The 24,942-nt window shown below is 53.4% G+C and carries 22 protein-coding genes and 1 riboswitch; of the genes, 13 read left to right on the forward strand and 9 right to left on the reverse strand.

Annotation, left to right across the window (positions count from 1 at the left end):
- Positions 1–18: 18 nt before the first annotated feature.
- From EUZ85_RS06505 to EUZ85_RS06520, 4 genes are all read right to left on the reverse strand, one after another.
- Entirely contained in the window at positions 19–1,146 is a 1,128-nt protein-coding gene (locus tag EUZ85_RS06505) for a homogentisate 1,2-dioxygenase (protein WP_127968533.1), read from the reverse strand.
- Positions 1,139–2,236, reverse strand: a complete 1,098-nt coding sequence (hppD, locus tag EUZ85_RS06510) for a 4-hydroxyphenylpyruvate dioxygenase (protein WP_127968534.1) — start codon at positions 2,234–2,236, stop codon at positions 1,139–1,141. Before hppD ends, EUZ85_RS06505 begins: the two co-directional genes overlap by 8 nt.
- Positions 2,237–2,429: 193 nt before the next feature.
- The gene (gene phhA, locus EUZ85_RS06515; protein ID WP_127968535.1) at positions 2,430–3,248 is read right to left on the reverse strand and encodes a phenylalanine 4-monooxygenase; all 819 of its coding nucleotides are present in this window, start codon (positions 3,246–3,248) and stop codon (positions 2,430–2,432) included.
- Positions 3,249–3,486: 238 nt separating this feature from the next.
- On the reverse strand, positions 3,487–4,170 hold the full coding sequence (locus EUZ85_RS06520; protein WP_127968536.1) for a phospholipase D-like domain-containing protein: 684 nt from the start codon (positions 4,168–4,170) through the stop codon (positions 3,487–3,489).
- A 147-nt stretch (positions 4,171–4,317) separates the two neighbouring features.
- Here EUZ85_RS06520 and EUZ85_RS06525 point away from each other — a divergent pair, with 147 nt between their 5' ends.
- The 10 genes from EUZ85_RS06525 (at position 4,318) to cobC (ending at position 14,118) form a co-directional block, all read left to right on the forward strand.
- Positions 4,318–5,073, forward strand: a complete 756-nt coding sequence (locus EUZ85_RS06525) for a hypothetical protein (protein ID WP_127968537.1) — start codon at positions 4,318–4,320, stop codon at positions 5,071–5,073.
- A 35-nt stretch (positions 5,074–5,108) separates the two neighbouring features.
- Positions 5,109–5,510 (forward strand): hypothetical protein, encoded by a 402-nt coding sequence (locus EUZ85_RS06530; protein WP_127968538.1) that lies wholly within the window; start codon positions 5,109–5,111, stop codon positions 5,508–5,510.
- Between the two features lie 144 nt (positions 5,511–5,654).
- The gene (locus tag EUZ85_RS06535) at positions 5,655–5,843 is read left to right on the forward strand and encodes a DUF3012 domain-containing protein (RefSeq protein ID WP_011394921.1); all 189 of its coding nucleotides are present in this window, start codon (positions 5,655–5,657) and stop codon (positions 5,841–5,843) included.
- Positions 5,844–5,986: 143 nt separating this feature from the next.
- A riboswitch (cobalamin riboswitch) is annotated at positions 5,987–6,184 on the forward strand.
- Between the two features lie 110 nt (positions 6,185–6,294).
- Positions 6,295–8,241, forward strand: a complete 1,947-nt coding sequence (locus EUZ85_RS06540; protein ID WP_127968539.1) for a TonB-dependent siderophore receptor — start codon at positions 6,295–6,297, stop codon at positions 8,239–8,241.
- A gap of 31 nt (positions 8,242–8,272) precedes the next feature.
- A complete protein-coding gene (locus tag EUZ85_RS06545; RefSeq protein ID WP_127968540.1) occupies positions 8,273–9,463 on the forward strand; it encodes a hypothetical protein in 1,191 nt (396 codons plus the stop codon).
- Positions 9,464–9,523: 60 nt separating this feature from the next.
- Complete coding sequence (locus EUZ85_RS06550; RefSeq protein ID WP_127968541.1) at positions 9,524–11,014, forward strand: cobyric acid synthase; 1,491 nt, start codon at positions 9,524–9,526, stop codon at positions 11,012–11,014.
- On the forward strand, positions 11,011–11,538 hold the full coding sequence (cobU, locus tag EUZ85_RS06555) for a bifunctional adenosylcobinamide kinase/adenosylcobinamide-phosphate guanylyltransferase (protein WP_127968542.1): 528 nt from the start codon (positions 11,011–11,013) through the stop codon (positions 11,536–11,538). The genes EUZ85_RS06550 and cobU overlap by 4 nt, the downstream gene beginning before the upstream one ends.
- Positions 11,539–11,653: 115 nt before the next feature.
- Positions 11,654–12,700, forward strand: a complete 1,047-nt coding sequence (gene cobT, locus EUZ85_RS06560) for a nicotinate-nucleotide--dimethylbenzimidazole phosphoribosyltransferase (RefSeq protein WP_127968543.1) — start codon at positions 11,654–11,656, stop codon at positions 12,698–12,700.
- A gap of 72 nt (positions 12,701–12,772) precedes the next feature.
- Positions 12,773–13,579 carry an adenosylcobinamide-GDP ribazoletransferase gene (locus tag EUZ85_RS06565; RefSeq protein ID WP_241566975.1) on the forward strand — a complete coding sequence of 269 codons (807 nt, stop codon included), beginning with the start codon at positions 12,773–12,775 and terminating at the stop codon, positions 13,577–13,579.
- Positions 13,564–14,118: an alpha-ribazole phosphatase gene (gene cobC / locus EUZ85_RS06570; protein WP_127968545.1), complete on the forward strand. Its 555-nt coding sequence runs from the start codon at positions 13,564–13,566 to the stop codon at positions 14,116–14,118. Before EUZ85_RS06565 ends, cobC begins: the two co-directional genes overlap by 16 nt.
- Here cobC and EUZ85_RS06575 read toward each other — a convergent pair whose 3' ends face one another.
- From EUZ85_RS06575 to EUZ85_RS06585, 3 genes are all read right to left on the reverse strand, one after another.
- Positions 14,119–15,327 (reverse strand): EAL domain-containing protein, encoded by a 1,209-nt coding sequence (locus EUZ85_RS06575; protein WP_127968546.1) that lies wholly within the window; start codon positions 15,325–15,327, stop codon positions 14,119–14,121. It lies immediately after the preceding gene.
- A gap of 131 nt (positions 15,328–15,458) precedes the next feature.
- Positions 15,459–17,951, reverse strand: a complete 2,493-nt coding sequence (locus tag EUZ85_RS06580; RefSeq protein ID WP_127968547.1) for a hybrid sensor histidine kinase/response regulator — start codon at positions 17,949–17,951, stop codon at positions 15,459–15,461.
- Between the two features lie 33 nt (positions 17,952–17,984).
- On the reverse strand, positions 17,985–19,139 hold the full coding sequence (locus tag EUZ85_RS06585; protein WP_127968548.1) for an FIST signal transduction protein: 1,155 nt from the start codon (positions 19,137–19,139) through the stop codon (positions 17,985–17,987).
- Positions 19,140–19,352: 213 nt separating this feature from the next.
- On the opposite strand from EUZ85_RS06585, the gene creD reads away from it, so the two are divergent.
- Positions 19,353–20,714 (forward strand): cell envelope integrity protein CreD, encoded by a 1,362-nt coding sequence (gene creD, locus EUZ85_RS06590; protein WP_127968549.1) that lies wholly within the window; start codon positions 19,353–19,355, stop codon positions 20,712–20,714.
- Positions 20,715–20,735: 21 nt separating this feature from the next.
- Here creD and EUZ85_RS06595 read toward each other — a convergent pair whose 3' ends face one another.
- On the reverse strand, positions 20,736–21,221 hold the full coding sequence (locus EUZ85_RS06595) for an Lrp/AsnC ligand binding domain-containing protein (RefSeq protein WP_127968550.1): 486 nt from the start codon (positions 21,219–21,221) through the stop codon (positions 20,736–20,738).
- A 132-nt stretch (positions 21,222–21,353) separates the two neighbouring features.
- Here EUZ85_RS06595 and ald point away from each other — a divergent pair, with 132 nt between their 5' ends.
- Positions 21,354–22,475 carry an alanine dehydrogenase gene (gene ald / locus EUZ85_RS06600; protein WP_127968551.1) on the forward strand — a complete coding sequence of 374 codons (1,122 nt, stop codon included), beginning with the start codon at positions 21,354–21,356 and terminating at the stop codon, positions 22,473–22,475.
- A 616-nt stretch (positions 22,476–23,091) separates the two neighbouring features.
- Here ald and EUZ85_RS06605 read toward each other — a convergent pair.
- Positions 23,092–23,865, reverse strand: coding sequence for an acetoacetate decarboxylase family protein (locus tag EUZ85_RS06605; RefSeq protein ID WP_127968552.1), 774 nt, complete (start codon positions 23,863–23,865; stop codon positions 23,092–23,094).
- Between the two features lie 296 nt (positions 23,866–24,161).
- On the opposite strand from EUZ85_RS06605, the gene EUZ85_RS06610 reads away from it, so the two are divergent.
- Entirely contained in the window at positions 24,162–24,899 is a 738-nt protein-coding gene (locus EUZ85_RS06610; protein ID WP_127968553.1) for a proteasome-type protease, read from the forward strand.
- The last annotated feature ends 43 nt before the right edge of the window (positions 24,900–24,942 follow it).

Genomic DNA, 24,942 nt, shown 5'->3' on the forward strand with positions numbered 1-24,942 from the left:
TTGCTCCTTAAACCGTCGCTATTTCATTTTCCAACTGTCTGCATACTCGATGGTCTCCACCTGACAGGCGGCCGGCCCGACTTCCAGCGCGTCGCGGGTGTCGAGCATCACCGCGACTTCATCGGTTTCTTTGCGGGTATATTCGAGGCCCGCCGCGAACGCTTTGGGGTGAGGCCCGTGAGTGAAACCGGAAGGATGGAAGGTCACCATGGCCGGACCGATATTGTCGCGGCTGAAGAAGTTGCCCTGATGGTAGAAAATGACCTCATCGAAGTCGTCATTGTTGTGGTAGAAGGGCACTTTCAGCGCGCCCGGATCGGACTCGATCGGACGGGGCACAAAAGTGCACACTACAAAACGACTGGCGACGAAAGTGGAGTGCGCCGACGGCGGTAAATGATAGCGATGAGACGCCAAGGGGCGAATGTCGCGCCAGTTGATGCGCACCACGGACAGATCGCCATGCCAGCCGAGAGCGTCCAACGGGCTGTAAGGGTAGGTCACCCTGGAAATCGCATTGCGACGCTTGATCTCCACTACCCACTGGGTGTCGTCCTGCTGGGCGAGGAAGGCGTCGTCAATGCGGGGGACGTCCAGCATGGCGGGATCAAAGATCGCCTGCGGTCCCACCAATCCTTTTTCCGGCAGCTGATAGCTGTCGTTAGTGGCTTCGATCATCAACATGGTGATGGGAGACTTCGGCTCCAGTCGCCACATGGTGCTGCGCGGCAGCACGATATAGTCGCCTTCGCGCACGGTCAGGCGGCCATAATCACAGAAGAAATCGCCTTCGCCCTCGTGAATGAAGAACAGGTCGTCGCCGTCCGCATTGCGGGCGAGGGTGTCCATCTTTTGCGTACAACGCCAGTAGCGATACTGACAGTGCGTGTTGTGCAGCAATACCGGGGCGTCGAACGGAGATTTGGTCTCGATATTCAGCCTGTTGAGATCAAAAGCCCGGGGGCGCAGCGGCCCTTCCCAGCTATCCCAATCGGTAGGCGGACGCTTGTGGTGGAAGTGGGCGGTAGGCCCGAAGAAACCGCTGCGTCCTGCTTCTCTTTCATAGATGGCTTCGCTGGGCAGGTCTGCGTGAGCCTGTCTGGAAACAAGCCCTTCTTTATGCGGAAAAGAAATCCACTTACGCATGTTCCTTCTCTCCGGCGTTGGGTGACAACAGACCACGGCGAATCTGGTCTTCCTCGATGGATTCAAACAGCGCCTGGAAGTTACCCTCGCCGAATCCTTCATTGCCTTTGCGTTGGATGATTTCGAAGAAAATCGGGCCGATAACGGTGCTGGTGAAAATTTGCAGCAGCAGACCGTCATTATCGTGAGGCGCGCCGTCAATCAGAATGCGCAGATCTTTCAGGTTATCGACATTTTCATCATGGCCGGGGACGCGGGTGTCGATTTTTTCGTAGTAGGTATCAGGGGTGTCCATGAACACCACGCCAGCTTCGCGCATATCGCGTACTGTCTTGTAGATATCCTCGGTAGACAGTGCAATGTGCTGGATGCCTTCGCCTTTGTACTCCTGCAGATATTCTTCGATCTGAGACTTGTCGTCGGCTGACTCGTTGATCGGAATGCGGATCTTGCAGCAGGGGGAGGTCATGGCGCGGCTGTGCAGGCCGGTCAGCTTGCCTTCGATGTCGAAATAGCGAATCTCGCGGAAGTTGCCGATGCGCTCGTAAAAGCCGGCCCAGGTGTCCATGTTGCCGCGGAAGACGTTGTGAGTCAGGTGGTCCAGAGTGGTCAGGCCCAGGCCTTTCGGGTGTTTATCCACGCCAGGGAAATACTCGAAATCAATGTCGTAAATGCTGTCTTCGCCATATTTATCAACAAAATAAAGCACGCTGTCGCCGATACCATACACCGCAGGGATGCGGACTTCTTCGCCTTGAACATCGCCCTGGTCAAAGGGCTTGGCGCCTTGGGATACGGCGTATTCGAATGCCTTCTGTGCGTCTTTGACGCGGAACGCCATAGCGCAAGCGCAGGGACCATGATCCATGCTGAACTTGTGGAAGTAGCTGGGGACGTTTTCGTTGACCAGGAAGTTGATATCGCCCTGACGATACAGGGTGATGGCTTTACGTTTGTGTCTGGCGATGGCGGTGAAGCCCAGCGTTTCGAAAAGAGGTTTCAGGCTTTCTGCGCCTGCTTTGTCTGGAGCTCCAAATTCAACGAATTCGAAACCATCAGTGCCAAGTGGGTTTGTATATACATTACTCATGATACAGTCCTTCTGTATTAACAATTAAAAAACGCGTAATGGAAATGTCGTCAGCCGGGGCAAAGCCCGGCCTAGCTCCATTGGGCGCGTATTTCTGCGGCTATCAGTAGCTTCAATGCGAGTAATGCAAAATCGTTCATAACCTGAGTGGATTTAACCTGTTTCGTCTTTACGTCGTCGCCGTTCCTGCGCTTCAGGCGCCGGCGGCTAACTTCTCCGGATTGGTTTGTTGTTTGGGTGGAAAAGTCGGGGCGAACAGCCCAAGTTCTTTGGCTTGGCGCACTTTATCCATAATGTCGCAGTGGGCGACTTCGTAAAGCTGTTTAAGGCCATCCAGCACATAGTAAATAGGTTGCATGATATCGATGCGGTAAGGCGTTCTTAGCACATCCACGATATCGAAGGGACGGCGTTCCGGTGTATCGGAGAAGCAATATTGCGTCTCGCCAATAGAGGACAGAATGCCGCCGCCGTAAATTCGTTGCCCTTGAGCGGAGTCCATCAGTCCGAATTCGACGGTGAACCAGTACAGCCGCGCCAGGAAGATGCGGTCTTCCTTGGAGGCCGAGTAGCCCAGTTTGCCGTACATTTGCGTGAATTCTGCGAAGTAGGGATTGGTCAACATAGCGCAGTGACCGAATATTTCATGAAATATGTCCGGCTCTTGCAAATAGTCCATCTCATCCGGCGTGCGGATAAAGGTGGCGCAGGGAAATTTCTTATTTGAGAGCAGGTCGAAGAAGGTATCGAAGGGAATCAATGCGGGCACTTGCGCCACTTCCCAACCGGTTTCACGGCGTAATACGGAGGAAACTTCCTCTAGTTGGGGGATACGGTCTTCGGGTAAATCCAGTAACTTCAGTCCATGAAGATATTCGTCGCAGGCCACATTACGTATGACCTTGTATTGTCGTGTGATCAGCTCACGCCAGACGGCGTGCTCCGAATCGGGGTAGGCGATAAAGCCGGATGCGTCAGGCTCTCTCGCAACATACTTTGTACCTTTGCCCATTTTCTCACCTCGTGACGTGTCAGGAAGGGTGTATTCCATGGCACTCTTATTATTCTACCGGCTTGTGGCCGGCTTAATCTGGCGGCCGTCAGTTGGGTTGGACGGCGCGAGGTCGGAATTTTTTCCGGCCGGGCCTTCCTCTGATTAAATGACAATCCGCAGAATTTGTCTATACATTGCTAATAACGGCTGGCGATTAGCGAGGGAGATTTAATGACAATTCTTTATCGTAGACGCCTTAGTCCGAGAAGGCGCGCCACAGTTTGGCGAACTCTCCAGAAAATTCCCTGACGAGGCCGGGGTGGTCGGTCACTACGATGTTTTCCTGGTTATAAGTACTGGCGCTGCGAGTCCAGTTAAAACTGCCGTGAATCAGGACGCCATCGTCGATAAGGGCGAATTTATGGTGCATATGGTGGGGTTCATCGTCCATCTTCACCAAAATGCCAGCCTCTTTGAAACGATCGATGTCGCTGCCAAGATCAAAGGACTTGTCATTGTCCGTGATGATGCGGATTTTTAGCCCCCTTTTATGGGCGTTAATAATTTCATCCGCGATTCTGTCATCGGAAATGGTAAAAACGCAGATCTGCAGACTGCTTTGAGCATTGCGTATGCGTTCTATGATGGCGCGACGACACTCCTCTCCTGGGCTGAAATAAGCTCTGGTTAAATTGCTATCCTCCTCGCCTGAGTCCAAAGCCTTGATCACCCGCTCCAGCCATTTCAGCGCCCTGAGCGCGCCATCGCCTCCATTGACGATCAATGGACGGGTCAACTCAAAGGCGCGATTACGCATAAAGCGCACTTGATCCGGCTGTAAAGTCTCAAGCATCGCCAGCAACGCCTGTTTCTCAGCATTATCGAACCTCTCATCCGTAAGGGTTTGTTGGAGGAAGAAAGTCAGTTGGTCCAGTTGCATTGTGTTTTCCACTTTGTACTAATGATAATGGGTTTTATTTATTAGAACTTTTAATGTGATACTTGTTTGTTGTTGCACATTTGAGGAAAAATAGTAAATTTTAATGCAAGTACTTTTACTTTGCTAATTTGTTAAGAGAGTCTGCCAATGAGTCAAGCTAAGGTAACTAAAAGTCACATTAACCGCAATGCGCAACAAATTCATATCATGTCTATCGATATGTTTTTGGAGATCGCAAAGAATATGCGTGAAGATATTGACTTGAGTGTTTTGAAAACAGGAGCTGGACTTGTTTCACCTACTCAAGATTTGACTCTTGTAGGAAAGATTGCAGCAGAAATTGGGCTGGCTGGGCGATTTGTTACTAGGATGGTTGAAGATAAGGCATATATTGTAATAAAAGGCTACTCTGGACTCCGAAAATCATTGACGGGTACGAGATACTTGGCGTCTAACCCTAAGGTGGTTGATATGGCTATTGGTCAGTTAGGTGTTAATAGTAATTTAATAAAAGGCGCGAGGCTTACTATCTATCTAACTGTTCCTTTGACCGTCCTTCAATTTATTTTAAGCGATGAAAAGTCGTTATCTGTGTTAATTGGCACTCTGGCTACTGACATTGTTAAAGTCGGAGTTGCTGCTACGGTTGGCTCTGCTGCCGCATATGTTGTAGGCGCTTTCACCACTGTCGCTGTAGGCCCTTTGTTGGCTGCAGTTTTTCTTGGAGTTGCGACAAGTTTTTTACTTGAGGAGCTTGATCAAAAATATGGAGTTACTTCCGCTCTTATAGAGAGCTTGAATTCTTTGCATAATAAAACTATTGGTGAAGCGGCTCGTCAAGTCACTATATTTGAAAGTAACTTTATTGAGAGAGCGCTTATGAAAGCTACGAGTAGGTATTAATGATAGCTATGAGGAAAATTGTAATATGCGTAGCTATGTTGGTTTTAAATGTTGCTGCGTTGGCATTTGCAGCTAGATTTTTAGATGTCATTTATTTTGCTCAGCAGGAGGCGGCAAGTGGAGCTAATGTAATTGAGTTTCACGGTGGTGTGCGTTATTTGTTGCTGCCTCTAATAATACCTCTGATTACGGTTGTGGCAATAATTGAGCGACTAATAAAATCGAACTTCTTTAAAAGAATCCAAGGTGGAATATTAATCGCCGGAGGATTCCTTTTGCTTTTCTCGGGGTGGTGGGTTGAGAGATCTTCGACGTATTATATAGAAAACCTGGGCTACCAAGTATGTGGCGAAACCTATTCGGGGATATGGCTCACGGTTACTTTATACGCTGACAGTGTAGAAAATTGCGCCAGTGGCAAAGTTGAGGGTAGCTAAGCTTTTGAAGCAATTTAACCAGTCAGAATTGTGGATAGTTGCTCTCAATTGAAAATTTTCGCCCTCAATCTCCAAACTGACTGCCTCTGCCTTGTATACTTCTCGATTAAAGATGAACTTGTGAAATGACATTCAGGATTTCCTATGGCGATTAAACGCGTATCTTCTTGGCTATTGGTGGTGGGGTTGAGCTTGGGTGCTTTAGCCGGTTGCTCTCCCGAGGTGGGGAGCAAGGACTGGTGTGAGGATATGGCGACCAAGCCGAAGGGTGACTGGACGGCGAATGAGGCGACGGATTACGCCAAACATTGCCTGTTCCGCTCCGACAGTTAAGCGAGCAGACTCATCTCCTAACTTATTGGGAATAGGGGGAGGCTACATTTGGATAGTTTTCAACAGGTTGCCGCGACCCTGGCGCTTGTGGTTTGGGTGAGGCGCTTTGTGCGCCTTGACTTTACAGGGGCGGCCATTTAGCTTACGCCCCCATTGCATCAGGTGTCCTGAGAACATTCGTTCAAGGGATGAAACGGGAAGTCGGTTTAAGTCCGACGCTGCCCCCGCAACGGTAAATGAGTCAAACGACAACCCCCTGTCACTGCGGATTCGCGGGAAGACGTTGTCGCCGGTTACACCACTCATGAGCCCGGAGACCGGCCTGACGCCTGCTTATCGCGTGGCATAGCGGAGGGCTTTGCCGGGATTCGTCTGACTCGACTCCTTTCCCTCTTTGCTTGTATCCGCTGCGCAACAATTGCATTCACTGGCGCTACTCTTTCGGAACATTATGAGGCTTGTACCCCTTTTGCTTTTAGTTGGCTCACAACTGACCGGCGTTCGCGCGGAAGAGTTGGCGCCTGTTGTCGTCGAAGCCAAAGCTCCATCTGCGGATGAAATTGACGCGGAGTATCAAACTGGCTTTGTTAAGGTGATCAAGCGCGAGCAATTTGACTCGAAAGTCGCCACCGTCGCAGACGTGCTGAAGAATGAAACCGGCGTGCAAGTGCGTCAGAGCGGCGGGCTGGGATCATACTCCGCTGTTTATCTTCGTGGCTCCACCAGTAAGCAGGTGAACGTTTATCTAGATGGAGTATTGTTAAACGATGCGACTGGCGGCTCGGTGGACTTGAGCCAGATATTGCTGAGCGGCATTGAGCAGATTGAAATTTATAAAGGCGCAACGCCGATTCAGCTGGGCTACTCTGGCGTCGGCGGCGCGATCAATATCAAATCTCTTCGTTTCAGCAAACCCCTCAGACAATTAAGTCTTGGGTATGGCTCATTCAACAGTCGTAAAGGGGCGCTTACATTCGCCGATAGCGTTGGCGAAACCAACTACCTGGCGTCCCTTGATTATCTCGGCAGTGATAACGACTTCGAGATGCTGAACAACAACCAGACCGAATTTAATCCCTACGATGATCGTGTGGAACGTCGTCGCAATGCGGATTTCAGTCAGTTCAATGGCATGCTGACGGCGGAACGCAGCCTGTCGGATAGCACGGATTTGCAACTGATGGCGCAACATTTCAATAAAGATCAGCATCTGCCTGACATCGCTAATCTGGAGAGCACGCGAACCAGTCTGGATACGGACTTCACTCGTCTGCAGAGCAAACTGAGCTTTGCCCGAAATACACAGGAAAATTATTCGGGGCGCATTTTCTTGTCCACACAAGAAGAGCGTTATGACGACAGTCAAAGCCGCATTGGCCTGGGCGTGCAGAAAACTCGGGCTGACACGGATGTGGTCGGCGCCGAGTTATATGGCTCCTATTCAATCGGTCTGCATCTGCTCTCCGCTACCTTGGAGGCGCGCCGGGAAACTTATCAGGAAGAGGACCTGACCGGGCGCAGGCAAAAGCAGGAGTTCGAGCGTTTTACCTACTTGCTGGGTGTGCAAGACGAGTGGGCGGATGCTGAAGATATCTGGTTGGTGCGCCTGAGCGCGCGCCAATACTTTCTTGAAGATGAGACTCCCGCTGCATCCATGAGCGGGCGCACGGAGGTGGCTTCCGATTCCGCTCAATATCATTCATTGCAGGCTGGCGTTCGTTACCGCCTGACAGATTGGCTGTCGCTCAAGTCCAATGCATCCCGGGATGTGAGGTTCCCTCAGTTAGCGGAGAAGTTCGGCGATAGAGGATTCTTCATTGGTAATAGTGAGTTGCACCCGGAAACAGCGTTGAATGGTGACATCGGATTTGAAGTGGGCGTAGATAGTTTTAGTGTATCTGCGGCCTATTTCTATCGGGATTTAAAAGATGCTATCGTCCCCTCTTATGACTCAAGGGGAGTCGGCCGCTTTGAGAATGTCGGCAAAGCAAGGGTTAGCGGAGTGGAAGTGGACGCCATGTATCGACCTGTTCCCGCCTGGACGTTTATCGCCAGAAGCACCGCCCAGGACACAGAAAACCTGTCAGACGCCCGTGACCTGCACGGTAAACAACTGGCGGGCGCCTACACCTATTCCCACTTTTTATCCGCCGCCTGGAGTATCGGGCGCATCACCACCTCCGTCGAGTATCGTCATGAATCCGGGGCTTATTACGACAGCGCTCAGGAAACGGAAGTGGAAGATCAAAACATTGTCGATGTGGTGGGGCGCTGGTCCGATGGCGAGACTACCGTTGAAGTCAGCGCAAACAATGTGACCGATGAAGTCGTTGAAGCTTTTAACGGTTACCCTTCTCCTGGGCGACACTATTTTGTGTCTTTACAGCATTTATTTTAGTTTCCTGTTTAATAACTAAGAGGACGCGGGCATGCAGCAGAGTATAGCAACAACGTTGAAATGGACGGGTTTAACCCTGGCGTTTGCGACGATGGCGGGTTGTGGCGGCGGAGACAGCGGTAATGGAGGAACGACGCCTGGTTCGGATTGGGTCGCGGTTATCGCCGGTGTGGCGAATGACTATTCATCAAGTGAAGTCTCGATTGCATCTGCTAAAGCGCCATACGATGTTGTAGAAGGGTATGCCAGCTCCAACAAGTCAGATATGTCTGTGGCGGCCTATGGAGACAGTTTTTATCGTATTGGTAGGCGTAGCCAGGATAATATCTCCAAGTATAACTATGACAGCCCAGGCGTGTCTGACTGGCAGTTCACCACCAATGATGATGGCGAGTCTCTGAGCAACCCTTATGACATAATATTTGTTAGCGATACCAAGGCGTATGTGCTGAGGTACGGCGGTTCATCCATTTGGGTAGTGGATCCATCTGTTGCGTTAAGCGATGAAGAGCACTTCAAAACGGGTGAGATAGATCTGAGCAGCTACGATGATGATGGCGTTCCAGAGATGTCCGCAGGGGTGATATACAATGGCAAACTATATGTCGTCATGCAGAACATGGACGATGAATTTGCGCCAGGAACTGCTTATCTAGCGGTAATTAATGTCGCCACTAATGAAGAAATCAATATCTCCGGCGGAGCCCAAAAAGGCTTGGCTTTAAATATCAAGAATCCTCATACCATCATAGAGCAGGGCGGCTCGCTGTTTATTGCCGGGCTTGGACGGTACGACAGCACTTTTTCAAGTCCTCCCCGACCTGCTGAGTACACGGGGGGCATAGAGATCGTAAATCCAAGCACCTATGACCACTATGTGCTCATCGACGATGGCAATGATGTCAGTCATCCGTACGGTTTGATCACGGATATGACCATCCTTTCTAATACGGTGGGCTACTTCAACGGTTATGAAGAATTCCAAAAAACGTCTCTTTATCGTTTTAACCCAAGTACGGGAGACGTTGTTGCTTCGGCGATCCCTGGCACGGCCAGTGTGGATTTACGTTCAATCGCCGCCAGTCCAACGGGCGAATTGTGGTTTGGCGTCGGTGGAGCAAATCCTGACTTGGTTATCGCTAACACATCGACTGAAACCATCATCAAAACTATCGGCGTTGATAAAAATCCAGCAAAAATAGTTTTCGCTGAAAAAGACTGACGTGCTCGTGCGTGCGCCTGTTTCAGTGAGCTGTTTTGTTCTAGAAGGAAGTCTATCTGGATGACCAAGAGTACGCTCATGATCCAGGGAACCACTTCCGACGCTGGCAAAAGCACACTCGTCACCGCGATATGCCGCAGTCTGTTGCGGCGTGGCGTGAAAGTGGCGCCGTTCAAGCCACAGAATATGGCGCTGAACAGCGCCGTAACGGTGGACGGTGGTGAGATTGGGCGGGCGCAGGCGGTGCAGGCGCAGGCCTGTGGCCTGCAGCCGCATACGGACATGAACCCAGTGTTGTTGAAGCCCAATACGGATATTGGCGCGCAAGTCATCATTCATGGTAAAGCCCGCGCCAACATGGATGCGGTGGCCTATCACGACTACAAACGCACCGCCATGCAGGCGGTGCTGGAATCTTTTCAACGACTCTCCTCCGCTTACGATGCGGTTCTGGTTGAGGGCGCAGGCTCGCCGGCGGAGATTAACCTGCGCGATCGAGATATCGCCAATATGGGGTTTGCGGAAGCGGTCGACTGCCCGGTTATCCTGATTGCCGATATTGACCGGGGGGGCGTGTTCGCTCATTTGGTCGGCACATTGGCTTTATTGAGCGAAAGTGAACAGCGACGGGTTCGCGGCTTTGTCATCAACCGTTTTCGCGGCGACATTGCTTTGCTTGAGCCGGGACTCCGGTGGCTGGAGGAATATACCGGCAAGCCCGTGTTGGGAGTGTTGCCTTATCTGAATGGCCTGCATCTGGAAGCGGAAGACGCCTTGCCGCGGGAAGCTATCGTTAAGTCTGGCGCGACGCTTAAAGTTATCGCACCCTCCTTGCCCCGAATCAGTAATCACACGGACTTTGACCCGCTGCGGTTACACCCGCAGGTGGACTTTCAGTTTATCGGGCCGGGCCAGTCGCCGCCGTCAGCTGATCTCATTATTCTTCCTGGCTCCAAATCCGTACGCAACGACCTGCAGTGGTTGCGCGAAAATGGCTGGGAAGAGGCTATTCGCAAGCACCTGCGTTATGGCGGCCGGGTTATCGGTATTTGCGGCGGCTACCAGATGCTGGGACGTAGCATCGCCGACCCCCATGGCCTGGAAGGCGTTGCTGGAGAGAGCGTTGGCCTGGGATGGCTGGAGATCGCCACGACTCTGGAGCCGGAAAAGCAATTGCGGCGAGTGGAAGGGCGCCTTTGGTTGGATGACGCTCGGATTACCGGCTATGAGATTCATGCTGGAGTGACTCGCTGCGCAGCGTCGCAAACGTCGGCGGTGCGTCTTGCGGACGGGCGATTGGACGGTGTCGTCAGTGATGATAATCAGGTGCTGGGGCTGTATCTGCATGGACTTTTCGAAAGCCCGCAGTCTTTGGCGGCGCTATTGCGCTGGGCGGGCCTGAACGAAGTGCAACACCTGGATTACGATGCTTTACGAGAAGCTGACATAAATCGCCTGGCGGATGTCGTGGACCAGTACTTAAACTGGGACGAAATCGCAGGGTTTCTACAGGTAGGGCCAAACAGCGGCGACAGGGAGAGCAGGGCGTGAGGACGTTGATTCTAGGCGGCGTGAAGTCAGGGAAGAGCGCGTTGGCTGAGCAATTGGCGATTTCCCAGGAGAAACCCGTCGTCTATATCGCTACGGCTACCGCTGGCGATGGCGAAATGGCCGCGAGGATCGCTCACCATCGCGCCCGCCGCCCCTCCGCCTGGGGATTGATTGAAGCCCCTGTCTATCTCGCCGACGCCATTCGTGACGCCAAGCAGGAAGGCAGTCTCGTATTGGTGGACTGCCTGACGCTTTGGCTTACCAATCTTTTGATTTCAGACGACAAAGAACTTTTTGGACAGCAACGGCAGGCTCTGTTGGAGATGCTGCCCGACCTCGACGGCGACATCATCTTCGTCAGCAATGAAACCAACATGGGCGTTACGCCTTTAGGGGAGCTGACGCGTCGATACTGCGATGAAGCCGGGCTCTTGCATCAGGCCCTCGCCGCCCTTTGTGATCGGGTTGTGCTGACCGTCGCGGGACTGCCCCATTGCTTGAAAGGTCGTTTGGAGCTTGCCTAAGTATACTGATTACTATTAAAAATAAGGTCTGAACCTTAGGTTGGGCCTGTTGATGTATTAGCGCGTGGGTTTGGAAAACAACAATGACTGACTATTTGACGAGAAGAGGATGAAAATGGAATTTATCAGACGCTTGCGCGTTCCCCCGATAGACGACACGCTGGATGCGGCGTTGCACCAAAAAATCGATCAGAAAACCAAACCCCTGGGCGCATTGGGGCAACTGGAAAGGCTGGCGTTTCAGGTCGCCCGCATTCAGGGCACCATGACCCCCACGTTGAAGAACCCCTACATTCTGGTATTCGCCGGCGATCATGGCGTGGCGAAATCCGGCGTCAGCGCGTATCCACAGGACGTCACCTGGCAGATGGTGCATAACTTCCTGCAGGGTGGGGCGGCGATCAATGTCTTTGCGCGTCAGCACAATATTAATATGCGGGTGATCGACGCAGGCGTGAACCATGAATTTGAAGACCACCCGCAATTGGTGAAAGGAAAAATCGGCCCGGGGACAGAGAACTTTCTGGAGCAGCCGGCTATGTCCGAGGAGCTCTGTGAAAAGGCGTTGCGTTTGGGCGCGGCTCAAGTCGATGCGATTGCGGAAGAAGGATGTAATGTATTGGGCTTTGGTGAGATGGGGATCGGCAATACCTCTTCCGCCTCCATGCTGATGAGTTATCTTCTGGACGTCCCACTGGAGCACTGCGTGGGGCGTGGCACAGGACTGAGCGATGAGCAATTTGAGCGCAAGGTTAAGTTACTGCAGCAGGCGGCGGAGAAGTACCCTGACCTGAAAAGCCCGATTGATATCCTGCAGACGTTCGCAGGCTTTGAAATAGTCGCCATGGTTGGCGGCATATTGCGCGCGGCGCAAAACCGCATGCTGGTGCTGATAGACGGCTTTATCGCCACCGCAGCGTATCTGGTCGCCTATAAGCTGGCGCCGGCCATTGGCGAATATGCCATTTTCTGCCACCGCTCTATGGAGCAGGGGCATCAACATATGCTGGAAGCGCTCAAGGCGGACCCCATTCTGAAGATGGACCTGCGGCTGGGAGAGGGGACCGGCTGTGCGCTGGCGTATCCTTTGTTGCAGTCGTCTCTGAATTTCTTCAATGAAATGGCCAGCTTCGCGGACGCTGGCGTCAGTGAAAAGAGCTAGCGGATCAGGCCCGTGACCGAATACGAGCGCGTTGACCAAAGATCCCGAACAGTTATGGAAGGCGGCGCAACCGTGAACGAAACCGGTGTGTCCGCGGCGCAACCTTGGGCGGAAATCCTGCGTCGGCAATGGCATCTGCTGATGCTGTCCTTGCAGTTCTATACCCGTGTCCCAGTGCGCTTGCTGTACGACTTCAAAGAAGCCGATCTGAATAAGGCCAGCCGCTATATCTCTCTGACTGGGTGGCTGGTCGCCCTGGCGGCCGCCTGCGCATATTTGCTGGGCGTTTACTTCTATGGACCCTGGGGCGGAGCTGTATTGGCTGTTGCGACAGGCGTTCTTATCACGGGCGCGTTTCATGAAGATGGATTGGCGGACGCGGCTGATGGATTCGGCGGCGGACATACGCCGGAGCGTATCCTGGAGATTATGAAGGACAGCCGGGTGGGGACTTATGGCGCGCTGGCGCTGGCGTTAAGTCTTTCGCTAAAAATCGTCATTCTAGCGCAGCTTGCCCCGGACGCCGCCCTGTTATTGCTGTGGATATCCCATGCCTGCAGCCGCGCTGTGGCGATCAGTCTGATCGCGAGTCTGGACTATGTGCGCGCGGACCAGCTCAGCAAGGTCAAGCCGGTCGCTAAAGGCATCGCAACGAGAGACATCGCCATTGCCGCAGTAATAGCGCTCATGCCGTTGCTGCTGGCGGGCGTCAAAGCATTTGCACTGGCGGTTGTGGGCTTGTGGTTCCTGCGTCGCGCCAGTATTGGTTACCTGTCCCGCCGTTTGGGCGGCTACACCGGAGACTGTCTGGGCGCCGTGCAACAACTGGCGGAAATTGTTTTATTCCTGTTGCTGGGGGGGCTATGGAGCTCTATCTGATCCGCCATACTCGGGTTGCAGTCCCGAAAGGAACACTGTACGGCCAGTCCGATGTCGCTCTGGCCGATACGTTTGCGGAAGAAGCCGCCACTATTCGCGAGCAGTTGCCTGCGGCCTGGGATCTGCTATACAGCAGTCCGCTGACCCGTTGTAAAACACTGGCGGACTGGTTAGACCCCGCGCCGAGCTTTGACGACCTTCTAATGGAAATGAGCTTTGGCGACTGGGACGGGCGGTTACTAACCGACTTGCCGCAGAAGGAAGCGCGGGATTGGGGAGATAATTGGCTGACTCAACGCACTCCGGGAGGAGAAGGTTTTCCAGATCTATACCGGAGAAGCGAACAATTTATTGAACGTCTGGCGAAGGAAGCTAAGGGAAAAGTGGTGTTGGTGGTGGCGCATTCGGGCTTATTGCGTTGTCTGTGTCTGCAGCTACATCCTGAATACTGCCGCTGGGACAAGTCGAAAACGTTCAGCATTCCACTGGACTACGGCGGCGTGATCCACATTCCCGCACCGAACTTTCCTGGCGCTTAACTACTCTTTAGCCGCCTCGCGGCGTTTTAGCCAGGCCTCAAAATCCTCTGGCGCCATCGGCTGGGCGATATGGAATCCTTGAGCGATATCGCAGCCCAATTTGGCGGCGTAATCCCAGTCATCCTGGTTTTCCACTCCTTCCGCTACGATGCTCATACCCAGCTGTTTGCCCAGCGCGGCGCTGGAGTCGAAAATGGCGCGCGCCGCCTGATCACGGAAGGAGCCATGTACAAAACTGCCGTCAATTTTGAGCTCGTCGAATGGAATGCGCTGCAAGCGCTCCAATGAGGAATAGCCGGTGCCGAAGTCGTCAATGGACAGGCCCAACCCTTTCAGTTTAATGCGGGTAAGCACCTCCAGCATCGTCACCATGTCCTGCCCCACTTGGGTCTCCGTAATCTCAAGCGTGATTCTCGACGCCTCCACTTTATGGTGCTGGCAGTAGTGTTCCAGCAAGTGCGGCAGGTCCAGGATAGATATCGATGAAGAGGAAATGTTGATGGCGACCTGCAGATTGAGCTGCTTCTGCTTCCACTTCTGCATTTGATCTATCGCCTGCGCGATGACGGCAGTGGTGAAATCGCCAACGAGATTACTTTCTTCCGCCAACGGCACAAACGCGCCGGGGCCGAGTAAGCCATGTTGTGGGTGCTTCCAGCGCGCCAGCGCTTCGACCCCGACAACGGCTTCGGTTTTCATATCCACCTGAGGTTGGTAATAAAGCGTGAGATGGCCGTCACTCAGGCCCTGGCGCAACTCACTGGTATTGAGCAGAGAGCCGCCGGAAACGGTATTACGAGAGCGGAAATAAGACTGGTAGTGGGTGAGATAATAAGTGAGGGCGTCAACAGTGACAGGCTTCTGCAAAGACCCCAGCACATTCAGGTAGCGGGCCCGGGCCACGTTTACCGCGGCCTTCAACACTTTACTGTCCGCGCCGCTGAACAGCAGCACACCGCCCTGATACTCATGTTCAGCCAGATGGCGCAACAGTTCGATACCGTCCATGCCGGGCATCAGCAGATCCACCAGCAGGATATCGAAATGGGAGTTAGCGTCTTCCAATAAGGTCAGCGCTTCTTCTCCGCTCGCAACGCTCTCCACCCGCCCCAGATTAAGCCGCTGCAGCGTCTTGGTGATAATGCTGCGCATGAAAGCGTCGTCATCGATAATCAGGGCGTTCAGGTGACAAAACTGCTTTTCGCTCATAACAATCAATTCTTAACTCTTTTGAACCGTGTCGCCGGGGCTTGCTCCGCCAATATCGGCCATGTGGCCGCAATATGGGGACGGAACAATCGGGACGATGGGGCTGCGTGATGGTTGTGGTCGCAGTCGGCTCAACCTCCGTTATGGGCCAGCCAGTTTTGTAAATAATAGTCTACTTTTTCGAATTCTTGCTCAATACCGCTGACTGCAAAGCGGATATCGCGCCAATTGGCGCCGCGCCCGGCTATTTCCGCTTTTTCACTCCATTCTCCCAGCGCTTCTGCGCCGATAGCGCGGGAAGAGGATTTGAGACGGTGTGCTTCGAACGTCACGGCTTCGGGATTATCCTGTTGGGCCGCAAGCTGCAGCGCCCGTAGATTGGCGGCGGCGTCTTCCCGGTATTTGGTGAGAATTTCATGCTGGACGTCTATTTCCGGTCCCACCGAGTCGCTCAATACATTGAGATCTACGGAACCTTCCACTATTTCCGGGTGGTCGGCGGGATTGAGCTTGCGACGCTGATGCGGCAGCCATTTGGCCAGCGTCTCATAGAGTTTGCGTATTTCCACGGGCTTGGAAAGATAGTCATCCATGCCCGCGTGCATGCAGCGCTCCGCTTCGCCACGCAAGGCGTTGGCGGTAATGGCTATAATTGGGGTGCGCAGCCCCGCGCCTTCTTTTTCCCGGATCGCCGAGGTTAACTGAAAACCGTCCATTTCCGGCATATGACAATCGGTAAGCACCAGATCCACCTGACGTTGCTGCCATACCGCCAGCGCCTGACATCCATTCTCCACAATAATGCAGTCGAGGCCGAGCCGCTTCAGTTGCAGGCGAATAACCTCCTGATTGGTGAGGTTGTCCTCCGCCACAAGTATGCTGACTGGGAACAGTCCAGGTCGATTCGGTACATCAAAGCGAGGGATCTTATCTGGATCCTGAAAGTGTCTGACGGGCGGGCTACAGCGTCCGGCTGACGCTGCTGCGGCCATCACGAGATCGTTACGGCAAAGCGGGTAGACGTAGACTTTGACGGAATCCGGCGGCGGATTCAGTGACCGATACCGCCGTGGCGTCAGGATGATAAAGCGCACATCCTGCCCCCAGGGCTGTCCGCGCAACTTCAGCAGGGGAGAAAGATCACTGTCCTGCTCGGCATAAGTCAGTAAAACGGGGGGCGTACGGTCCAGTTGCAGGGCTTTGGAGAGGTGCATGGACGCCTCTTTTATGTCCTGACAGGTTTGCACTGCGGCGCCGAATTTCAGTAAATAGTTGGAGACGGTCGTGCGAGTCAACTCGTCGCTCAGCACCACCAGTGTTTCGATGCCGTTCAAGGTAGGGGGCGGCTCTACTCGTGCTCCCGGCGCCGCGGCCAGCGTCAAATTAAGCTGGAACTCCGTTCCTTGTCCCGGGTTGCTGGCGACTTCGATGGCCCCTCCCATTATTTCCGTGAGGCGTTTACAAATGGACAGGCCCAGCCCAGTGCCGCCATAGCGTCGGGTGGTGGAGCTTTCCCCCTGAGTGAAAGGGCTAAATAGTTTATCCAGTGTGCCTCGGTCCATTCCGATACCGTTGTCTTTGACGCTGATGCGGATGGAATAGAGTTGACCGGCGCTGTGCAGAAAGTCGGCGCGCAAGGTGACGCATCCGGGGCGGCCATTGGCGGTGTCGGTAAACTTGGTGGCGTTGCTGCACAGGTTGAACAGAATCTGGCGCAGCCGCACTTCATCGCCTATCAGCGCGTCAGGAATGTCAGGGTCCACATAACAATGCAGGTGCAGGTTGCGCTTATTGGCGCTGGCCGCCACTGTTTCTGCGACGCCTTCGATAATTTCCTCTACGGACAGGGTAATATTCTCCAGCTCCATGCGTCCGGCTTCTATTTTGGAGAAGTCGAGGATGTCGTTGAGAATGTTCAGCAGGGAGAAAGCGGAGTCCCTGACTGTGCTGATCATCTTGGTTTGCTCGGCGCTGAGCTGTGAATGCGATAGCAGCTCCAGCATTCCCAGAATACCGTTCATCGGCGTGCGGATCTCGTGGCTCATGGTCGCCAGAAATAAGCTTTTGGCTTCGTTGGCGCTTTCCGCGGCTTCTTTGGCCTCCAGCAGCTTGCGATTGGTCTCCGCCAGTTCTGCGGTGCGTTCATCTACGCGCTTTTCCAGAGCAGTGTTCAGAGCCAGTATCTCGCCCTGGGCTTTGGTGACCGCTTCGACTTTGTTTTGCAGGCGCGCGTTGACCCGCTGGTAGTCATCGTGGGTGGTGGACAGATCGCGGCTGGCGCGTTCCAGTTTTAACTGCAGCTCTTGCGACTCATCCAGCAGCGGAATCGTGTTATCCAGTACCTGCAGCATGGGAGTGAAGATTTGCGCCAGATCGTTGAACCAATGGTGGGGGGCCTGCAATAACCAGCAGCGCGGCCCTAGAGGCTTCAGCTCAAATGCGTCGCCGAAGCTGACTATCGCTCCCTGTAAGCGGTCGCTGCGATGATCGACGATTGCGAGCACCTGCTCGGCGTTATCCGTCACCACCACGACCGGGGCTGTCACCAGGTCGCGTTTTTGCGGATGTCGGAAAGTAAAGCCTGGCGGTGCGGGGTCGAGCGTACTGATTAACCTGGCTTTCATTTATTATCAATGCCCTACGGAAGCGCTAACGGGTTATTCGGATATTAACAGAAGTACATAGGTCATGTTGTGGAACAAGTTTCTTGAATAACCCTTCGCGGTCTTGAGCGGACCGATTTCCCCAAATGACGGAAACCCCGCAATCGGCAGGGCGCTGCCAAAGTGCTCCGCCAAGGCGCGGATTTCATGTTCGATTTCATGCCCCAATAGCCATTTACGGCCCACGCAGCTGACAATAAGCGCAGCGACAGGTTTCACGCCACGCTGACGGGCCTTTTCGGCGATGCTGTATACCTCGCTGATAATGGTTTCCGGTTGCGCCAGACATACTTGTACTGTCTTGCCCTGTTCGATGCCGCCATAAAGCCCCAGAAAACGCTCGGAAACGGAAAAGTCCGGCACGATGGATCGTAGCCGGGTGATGCCCGGCTCATCAGAATCAATAATCGACAGGGAGGTGATGCCTCGGTCCGATTGCAGCACCGGCTTGCCAGTTTCCCGTTCGATGAAATCCATGGCGTCGGTGCCGTCGATGGAGAAAATCGTGGCCCCTTCCGCTTTGTCGATAACGCCAGGTTGGCCGACAGCATTCAGGGTGTTGCCAATGGATATATCAAAATGAAGCTCGCCGGACGCCGTCATGACGACGACCGCGTCGGAGAGGGCGCGGCGGTTGGCGTACAGGGTGCAACTGGCCATCTTGTTGTCGTCGGCGGCGAAGCCTCCGACAATGGGAATGTCCGTCTCGAACTCCAGCACTTTTTCAATCTGCGAGGCGTCGGCGCGAAAATCCGACACCATAAACATGCATGTTGGTTTGTCGTCGCCACAGGCTTGCAGCGCATCGGACAGGGCGGTGCGCGCGGTCTGCGCCGGTTGCTCGCCGACGCCCAAAGCGTGGGATGCGCGCCACCTGACCAAGCCTTCTGAATTGAGCGCCAGCGCGCAGGCGCCAATATCCCGCGGCCCTTCGCTTTCAAAGAATCCATCTCCGGTACTGCCGATAATCACCAGGTCATCATTGCCGATACTGTCATATAGCCCTTCGACAAGCTCTTGCGGGTTCTCATAGTGAACGGTGGAGAATAAGAAGATGACTTCAGGGCGTATGGAGACGAGCACGTCGCCCATCATGGTTCCCGCCCGATACGGATCGGCGGCGTTGGTGGAAGTTGAGCAGGCTTTCATGGGACACCTTCACGGTAACGGCTGTTATTAAAATGACGGCTCAAAGCCAGTGAAATGCATCAGTTCAGGCGTTATCTAAAGTCTAGTTGGTCAATGATGAGAATTCATCCCGCCGAATTAAGTTCTCCGCGCCATATTTCGCCCTGATTTTCCCATCGGTTCGCCCTATTTGTTTGTTTTGATAGCCACAGAGCAAACAAAGGAGCGGGCAAGGTGAACATAAAAGAAGTAGGTTGGTTGCGGTTTGGACTGCATTCTCCCCTGGGCAAAGCCTTTGTGATTGGGGTGCTGATCCTGATATTGCAGATTCCGATTATGGAGATTAATGGCCTGATCGGCGAGCGCAGCGTCAGATATCATGATGTCGTGACGGAGATTACGGAGAAATGGGGCGGTGAGCAGACAGTGAACGGCCCCTTTCTGGTCATACCGGTGGACACCACATCCAAAGTCGCTGCACTGGAATCCGCCACCAGGCCCGTCATGCGAATCCATTATCTGATGGTGACGCCGACCTATCTGCACGCCAAATTCAAAGTGATCAGCGATATTCGTTACCGAGGCATTTATGAGGCGCCTCTTTATCATACGGACGCCAATTTGAGGGGGGCGTTTGATCTGCGCCCGCAATTGCAGGAGCTGGAGGAAAATCAGTCGCTACGGTTAAAAGACGCCTATCTTTCGGTAGCGATCGGGGATGTCAAAGCGATTCAAAGTCCGATTAAATTTCTTTGGAATGAGCGCGAAGCCGCGCCTTCGCCCGGCGGCGGCATGGCCGACGTCAGCGGCGTACATATCCGGTTGCCAGTGGGATCGATTAGCGCCGATGCGCCTAATGATTTCAATCTGGCGATACGCTTAAAGGGCGCTCAGGCGCTGTATGTGTCGCCAGTCGGGCAGGAGAGCAATATCGAAATCGATGGCGACTGGTTAGATCCGAGCTTTCAGGGAAATTGGCTGCCGGTGGAGCGTAGGCTGGAAAAGGACGCCTTTTACGCCAAATGGGACATTCCATTTTTGGCCAAAGGGGTTCCCGCTTCCTGGACGGGGTCAGCGCCGGCCTTGCTTGATCAGGTTTCGCCACTGGTCGGCGTATCGCGACCTGCTGCGGGGGCGGGATATCAGGAAATCAGTCGTTCGGTGAAGTATGCGTTACTGTTCCTTACCTGTACCTTCGCCTGTCTGTGGGTCTTTGAAGTCATCAGCGGCGTACGTATCCATGTTATGCAATATCTGTTTACGGGCCTGACCCTGTGTTTGTTCTATCTGCTGTTTCTCTCGCTGTCAGAGCATCTGGGGACCTGGGCGGCTTATTTGATCGCCTGTGGCGCGGTCATCGGCCAGGTGGGATGGTACGCCGGGCAGTTTATCCGGCGGAGAAAGCTAACCATCACCTTCGTCACGCTATTGATTGTGTTGTACGGCTATCTATTGTCGTTGCTGAACGAACAAGACCTGGCGCTGCTATACGGCTCTCTGGGATTGTTTGCCATCCTTAGCGCAGCGATGTTCGCCACACGCAGAATCGACTGGTATAGCCTTCGGGGCGGCGAAGGGGTAGTTGCGGAAGGTTAAGCGGAATAACTGGCGCGAGGCTCAGAGGTCTTCGCGCCAGCCATCCAGTTTCAACTCCTGGCCTTCCTTGACCGTCTCCATTACGACATAGCTGCGTGACTCCCTCACGCCGGGCAACACCAGTATTTTTTCGCCCAGCAAAGCCCGGTACTGATCCATATTGGCCACCCTGGCTTTTATCAGATAGTCGAAATTGCCGGAGACAAGGTGACATTCCTGCACTTCGGGAACCTTGATGACGGAGTCCTTGAAGTCGGCGAAAACGTCCCTGGAGGTTCGGTTCAAACCGATTTCAATAAACACCACCAAACCCACCCCCAGCTTTTTGGCGTTCAGAACGGCTGTGTAGCGCCGAATATAGCCGTCTCTTTCCAGGCGCTTTACCCGCTCAAGGCAAGGAGTAGGGCTCAGGTTCACACGCCGGGACAGTTCACTGTTACTAAGGCGTCCTTCACTTTGTAGTTCGCGCAAAATGGCGTGGTCTATGCGGTCCAGCTGCTTTTTCATTTTTTGCCAGTCAAATATGCTGAAAATTATAAAATAAAAGAATAAAACACTGAGTCTGATTTTAACAACAGAGATAAATTCTGCATACAAAGCGTAGACTGGAATTATTACTAACCTTGAGAGGGCTTATTAATGATTGTCGGTGTACCAAAAGAAGTAAAAAACCACGAATACCGTGTCGGATTGACTCCCGCCGCTGTCCAGGAGCTGATTCGCAATGGACACAAAGTGGTGGTGCAAAAGGATGCCGGCGCAGCCATCGACTTCTCTGACGAGCAGTATGTCGCGGCTGGCGCGGAAATCGCAGCTACCGCTGAGCAAGTGTTTGAAGTCGCCGATATGATCGTCAAGGTGAAAGAACCCCAAGCTCAAGAGCGCGCTATGTTGCGTCCTGGGCAAACCCTGTTTACTTATCTGCACTTGGCTCCAGACGTTCCTCAGACTCAAGATCTTTTGAACAGCGGCGCCACCTGTATCGCCTACGAAACTGTTACTGACGCGCAAGGCCGTTTGCCGTTGTTGTCCCCTATGTCAGAAGTCGCTGGACGCATGAGCATCCAGGCTGCTGCGCGCTGTCTGGAAAAATCCCAGGCTGGCCGTGGTCTGCTGTTGGGCGGCGTTCCTGGCGTGGAAGCGGCTCTGGTCGTGGTTCTTGGCGGCGGCGTGGTTGGTTTCAACGCCACTCAGATGGCTGTCGGCATGGGCGCGCGGGTTGTTGTGATGGACAAATCCGTTGACGTACTGAGACGCTTCGACGCGACTTTCGGCAACAGCGTACAAACCGTATTCTCCACTGCGCAAGCGGTTGAAGAGTGGGTGACTCAGGCTGACGTCGTAATCGGCGGCGTTCTGATTCCTGGCGCGGCGGCTCCAAAACTGGTTTCTCGCGAAATGGTGAGAAAAATGAAGCGCGGCGCGGCGGTTGTCGACGTGGCGATCGACCAGGGCGGATGCTTCGAGACTTCTCACGCGACCACTCACGCGGAACCCACTTTTATCGTTGACGACGTGGTTCACTACTGCGTAGCCAACATGCCTGGCGCTGTAGCGCGTACTTCTACTCTGGCGCTGACCAACGCAACACTGCCATTCGTTCTGCAACTGGCCAACAAAGGCGCGAAGCAGGCTCTGGAAGACAACGCCTTCCTGCTGCAAGGTCTGAACGTAGTGAAAGGTAAGCTGACCTGTCCTTCCGTCGGCGTAGCTCAGGACATCGAGTCCCTGACTCCGGAAGAAGGTTTGGCGTTGCTGTAACAGGCGACATTGTTCTAACGGGTAAAACCGTTAAACCTCCGCAAAAGCGCTTCGGCGCTTATGCTCTCTAGTGCATTGGAGAATGGATTCTCGTCTTCCTTGCGGCCCTGAGTGGCCGCTTTTGTTTTTGCGGGTGCCGCAAAACAGCGCAGAGGCAGGAGGACGTCCTTGTACTGTGCGTTTCCTGCTCGGCGGGATGCCTTAGTTGGCGTAATACATCCACTCAAAATACTCTCTCATTTCCTGCATAACCGTCACCTCATAGGGGTGGGTTAAGGCGAACAGCAGACTTTCGTTGGTTTCTGGTTTCATAGCTTAAATCCTTCTTCTCAGTGGTTTGATTGAGACAATCCGTCTTCGTTGGGTTGTGGGTCTATCGTTTGGTTTGGGACACCTCTTTCACTCCAGTTTCAGCATAAGCCGTGCCAGTGGTTTTCAACTTCCGGGCAATTCACTGAAAGCAAAGGAAAAAGCGTTAATCTTTGAATAGCTTCCATGTAATCGAGGACGTTTTTCCTTCATGTTTCCGCCCCGCATATTTGCTGTAAGCGCCAAGATGGGGCGGTAATCCCGGAGCCTGGTCAATTAATGTGCGCTTGTGCAGACAAGTGTCGCCTCAGTCAATCCTTGCCGCCGGCTCCATCAGCATTTGCAATCGTTCTGCGCGCATCACCAACGCCGGGCTTTTTTCATCAAGACCTAAACGGGACAGATGCTCCGTCATCGGATGGTCTGTTTCTCCGACTGTAAGCCTCACCGTTCCCGCAGGGTAGAGCTTTCCAAATCCTTTCAAACGTACTTTGGTTTTCGTAAGTCGATGCTCCACCTGGGTGTAAATCAGGAGGTTGACGGGAATCACCGGAATGCCGGGCAGTGTCTCGCCGGTCAAAGTAAAAAGCGTTTCACCGTCAGAACGAACTTGCGCGTGTATCTGCCTGCGTTGGCTGGCGAGAGTGATCTCTGCGGGAAAACGCGGCAATCCCCACAGCTCTCTGCCTGTTGATAGCGCGCTCTCCGAAGTGACCGGGAGGTCCAAGGGGAAAAAGCCGATACGACGTTGATTAATAGGTAGATACAAATCCAGCACATTGCTCAAAGGCAAGCTTTCACCTTCTGGCAGTACGGGAATAACCAGCCCGGCCTCTTTATGCGCGCCGATGGCGCAACGCTTGTGATCATAGATGCTGACCACAACCAACGTGTGAGAGCCTAATGCAAAAGCCGGTTTGAGCCCGCTGCCCTTTAGCAGGGATGTCGCCGCCTCCACTGAAACGGGAAAGAATGCATTGATGCAGGCGCTGTCGCGGTAATTGATCGACGCGGAGAGTGCGCCTTTGTCTGTGCTTGGCATGGGAGTTGGAGTGGTTAATCCTAATTTGACTCCGGTCATCGGGATGTCTCCGCAGATGGAGTGGATTGAGGCGGCGGCTCCTGGCCGGGTGATTTACACAGATTAACACGAACTTTCCCAGTGGGTTTGATGTGAGTCAGTTCGCGTAGTCGGCGCGCTTCATACTACGCCGACATCCATCCTGTTCCGCTGTATGGGGCGCGCATTATCCGGGTGAAGAGCTACTCTCACGCCGGTTGCGTCCGCATATGAATATTAACAAAGAATTTATTGCAAGCATGCGTCGCCAAGTACATTATGCAGCCGATTCCCTGTTGTTTAATGAGAGCGCGGTCGTGACATACTGTTTGGCGATATCCGTTGATGCCGGGTTGGTGTTTGCATCTGATTCCCGTACCAATGCAGGGGTTGATAACGTCAACACCTATCCCAAAATGTATTCGTTCAATGTGCCGGAAAAGGCCTTTGTCACCGTGCTGACCTCTGGCAACCTGGCGACCACTCAGTCGGTAGTGAGACGCATCGCCCGTGACCTGGAAGATCCTTCTGGAGAAGGCGGGCTGGCCGCCTGTAATGATATGAGCGACGCGGCTCGCTATATCGGCGCGTTGAGCGTCGAATTGAAAAACTATTACGAAAAGGATTTGAAGCAGGGCGCCAATTTCGACTGCACCCTGATCGTTGGCGGGCAATATCACGACGGACCCCATGAGATATTCATGGTCTATCCTGAAGGAAACTATATTCAAAGCTCGCCCTATGCGCCGTACCTGCAGATAGGGGAGACGAAATACGGCAAGCCTATTCTGGATCGAGTGATCCGCAGTAACTCCAGCCTCGAAGCGGCTGCCCGCTGCGCGCTGGTTTCCATGGATTCCACCATGCGCAGTAACTTATCTGTGGCGCCGCCGTTTGATCTTCTGGTGTATGAGACTGGTAAGCTGGAGCCGGCCCATGTCATGCATTTGAAGCTGAATTCGCCTTATTATGCGACACTGCGTAAGCAATGGAGCGAGGGACTTAAGGCGTTGTTTAATGAGTTACCGCTTTTCGAGTGGGAGAAAAATAAATAAGCGCCAAGGCGCGGTAGTTGCATAAAAGCGCTGCGATAAGATG

It is taken from the genome of Hahella sp. KA22 (assembly GCF_004135205.1).
In the GTDB taxonomy this organism is placed as follows: domain Bacteria; phylum Pseudomonadota; class Gammaproteobacteria; order Pseudomonadales; family Oleiphilaceae; genus Hahella.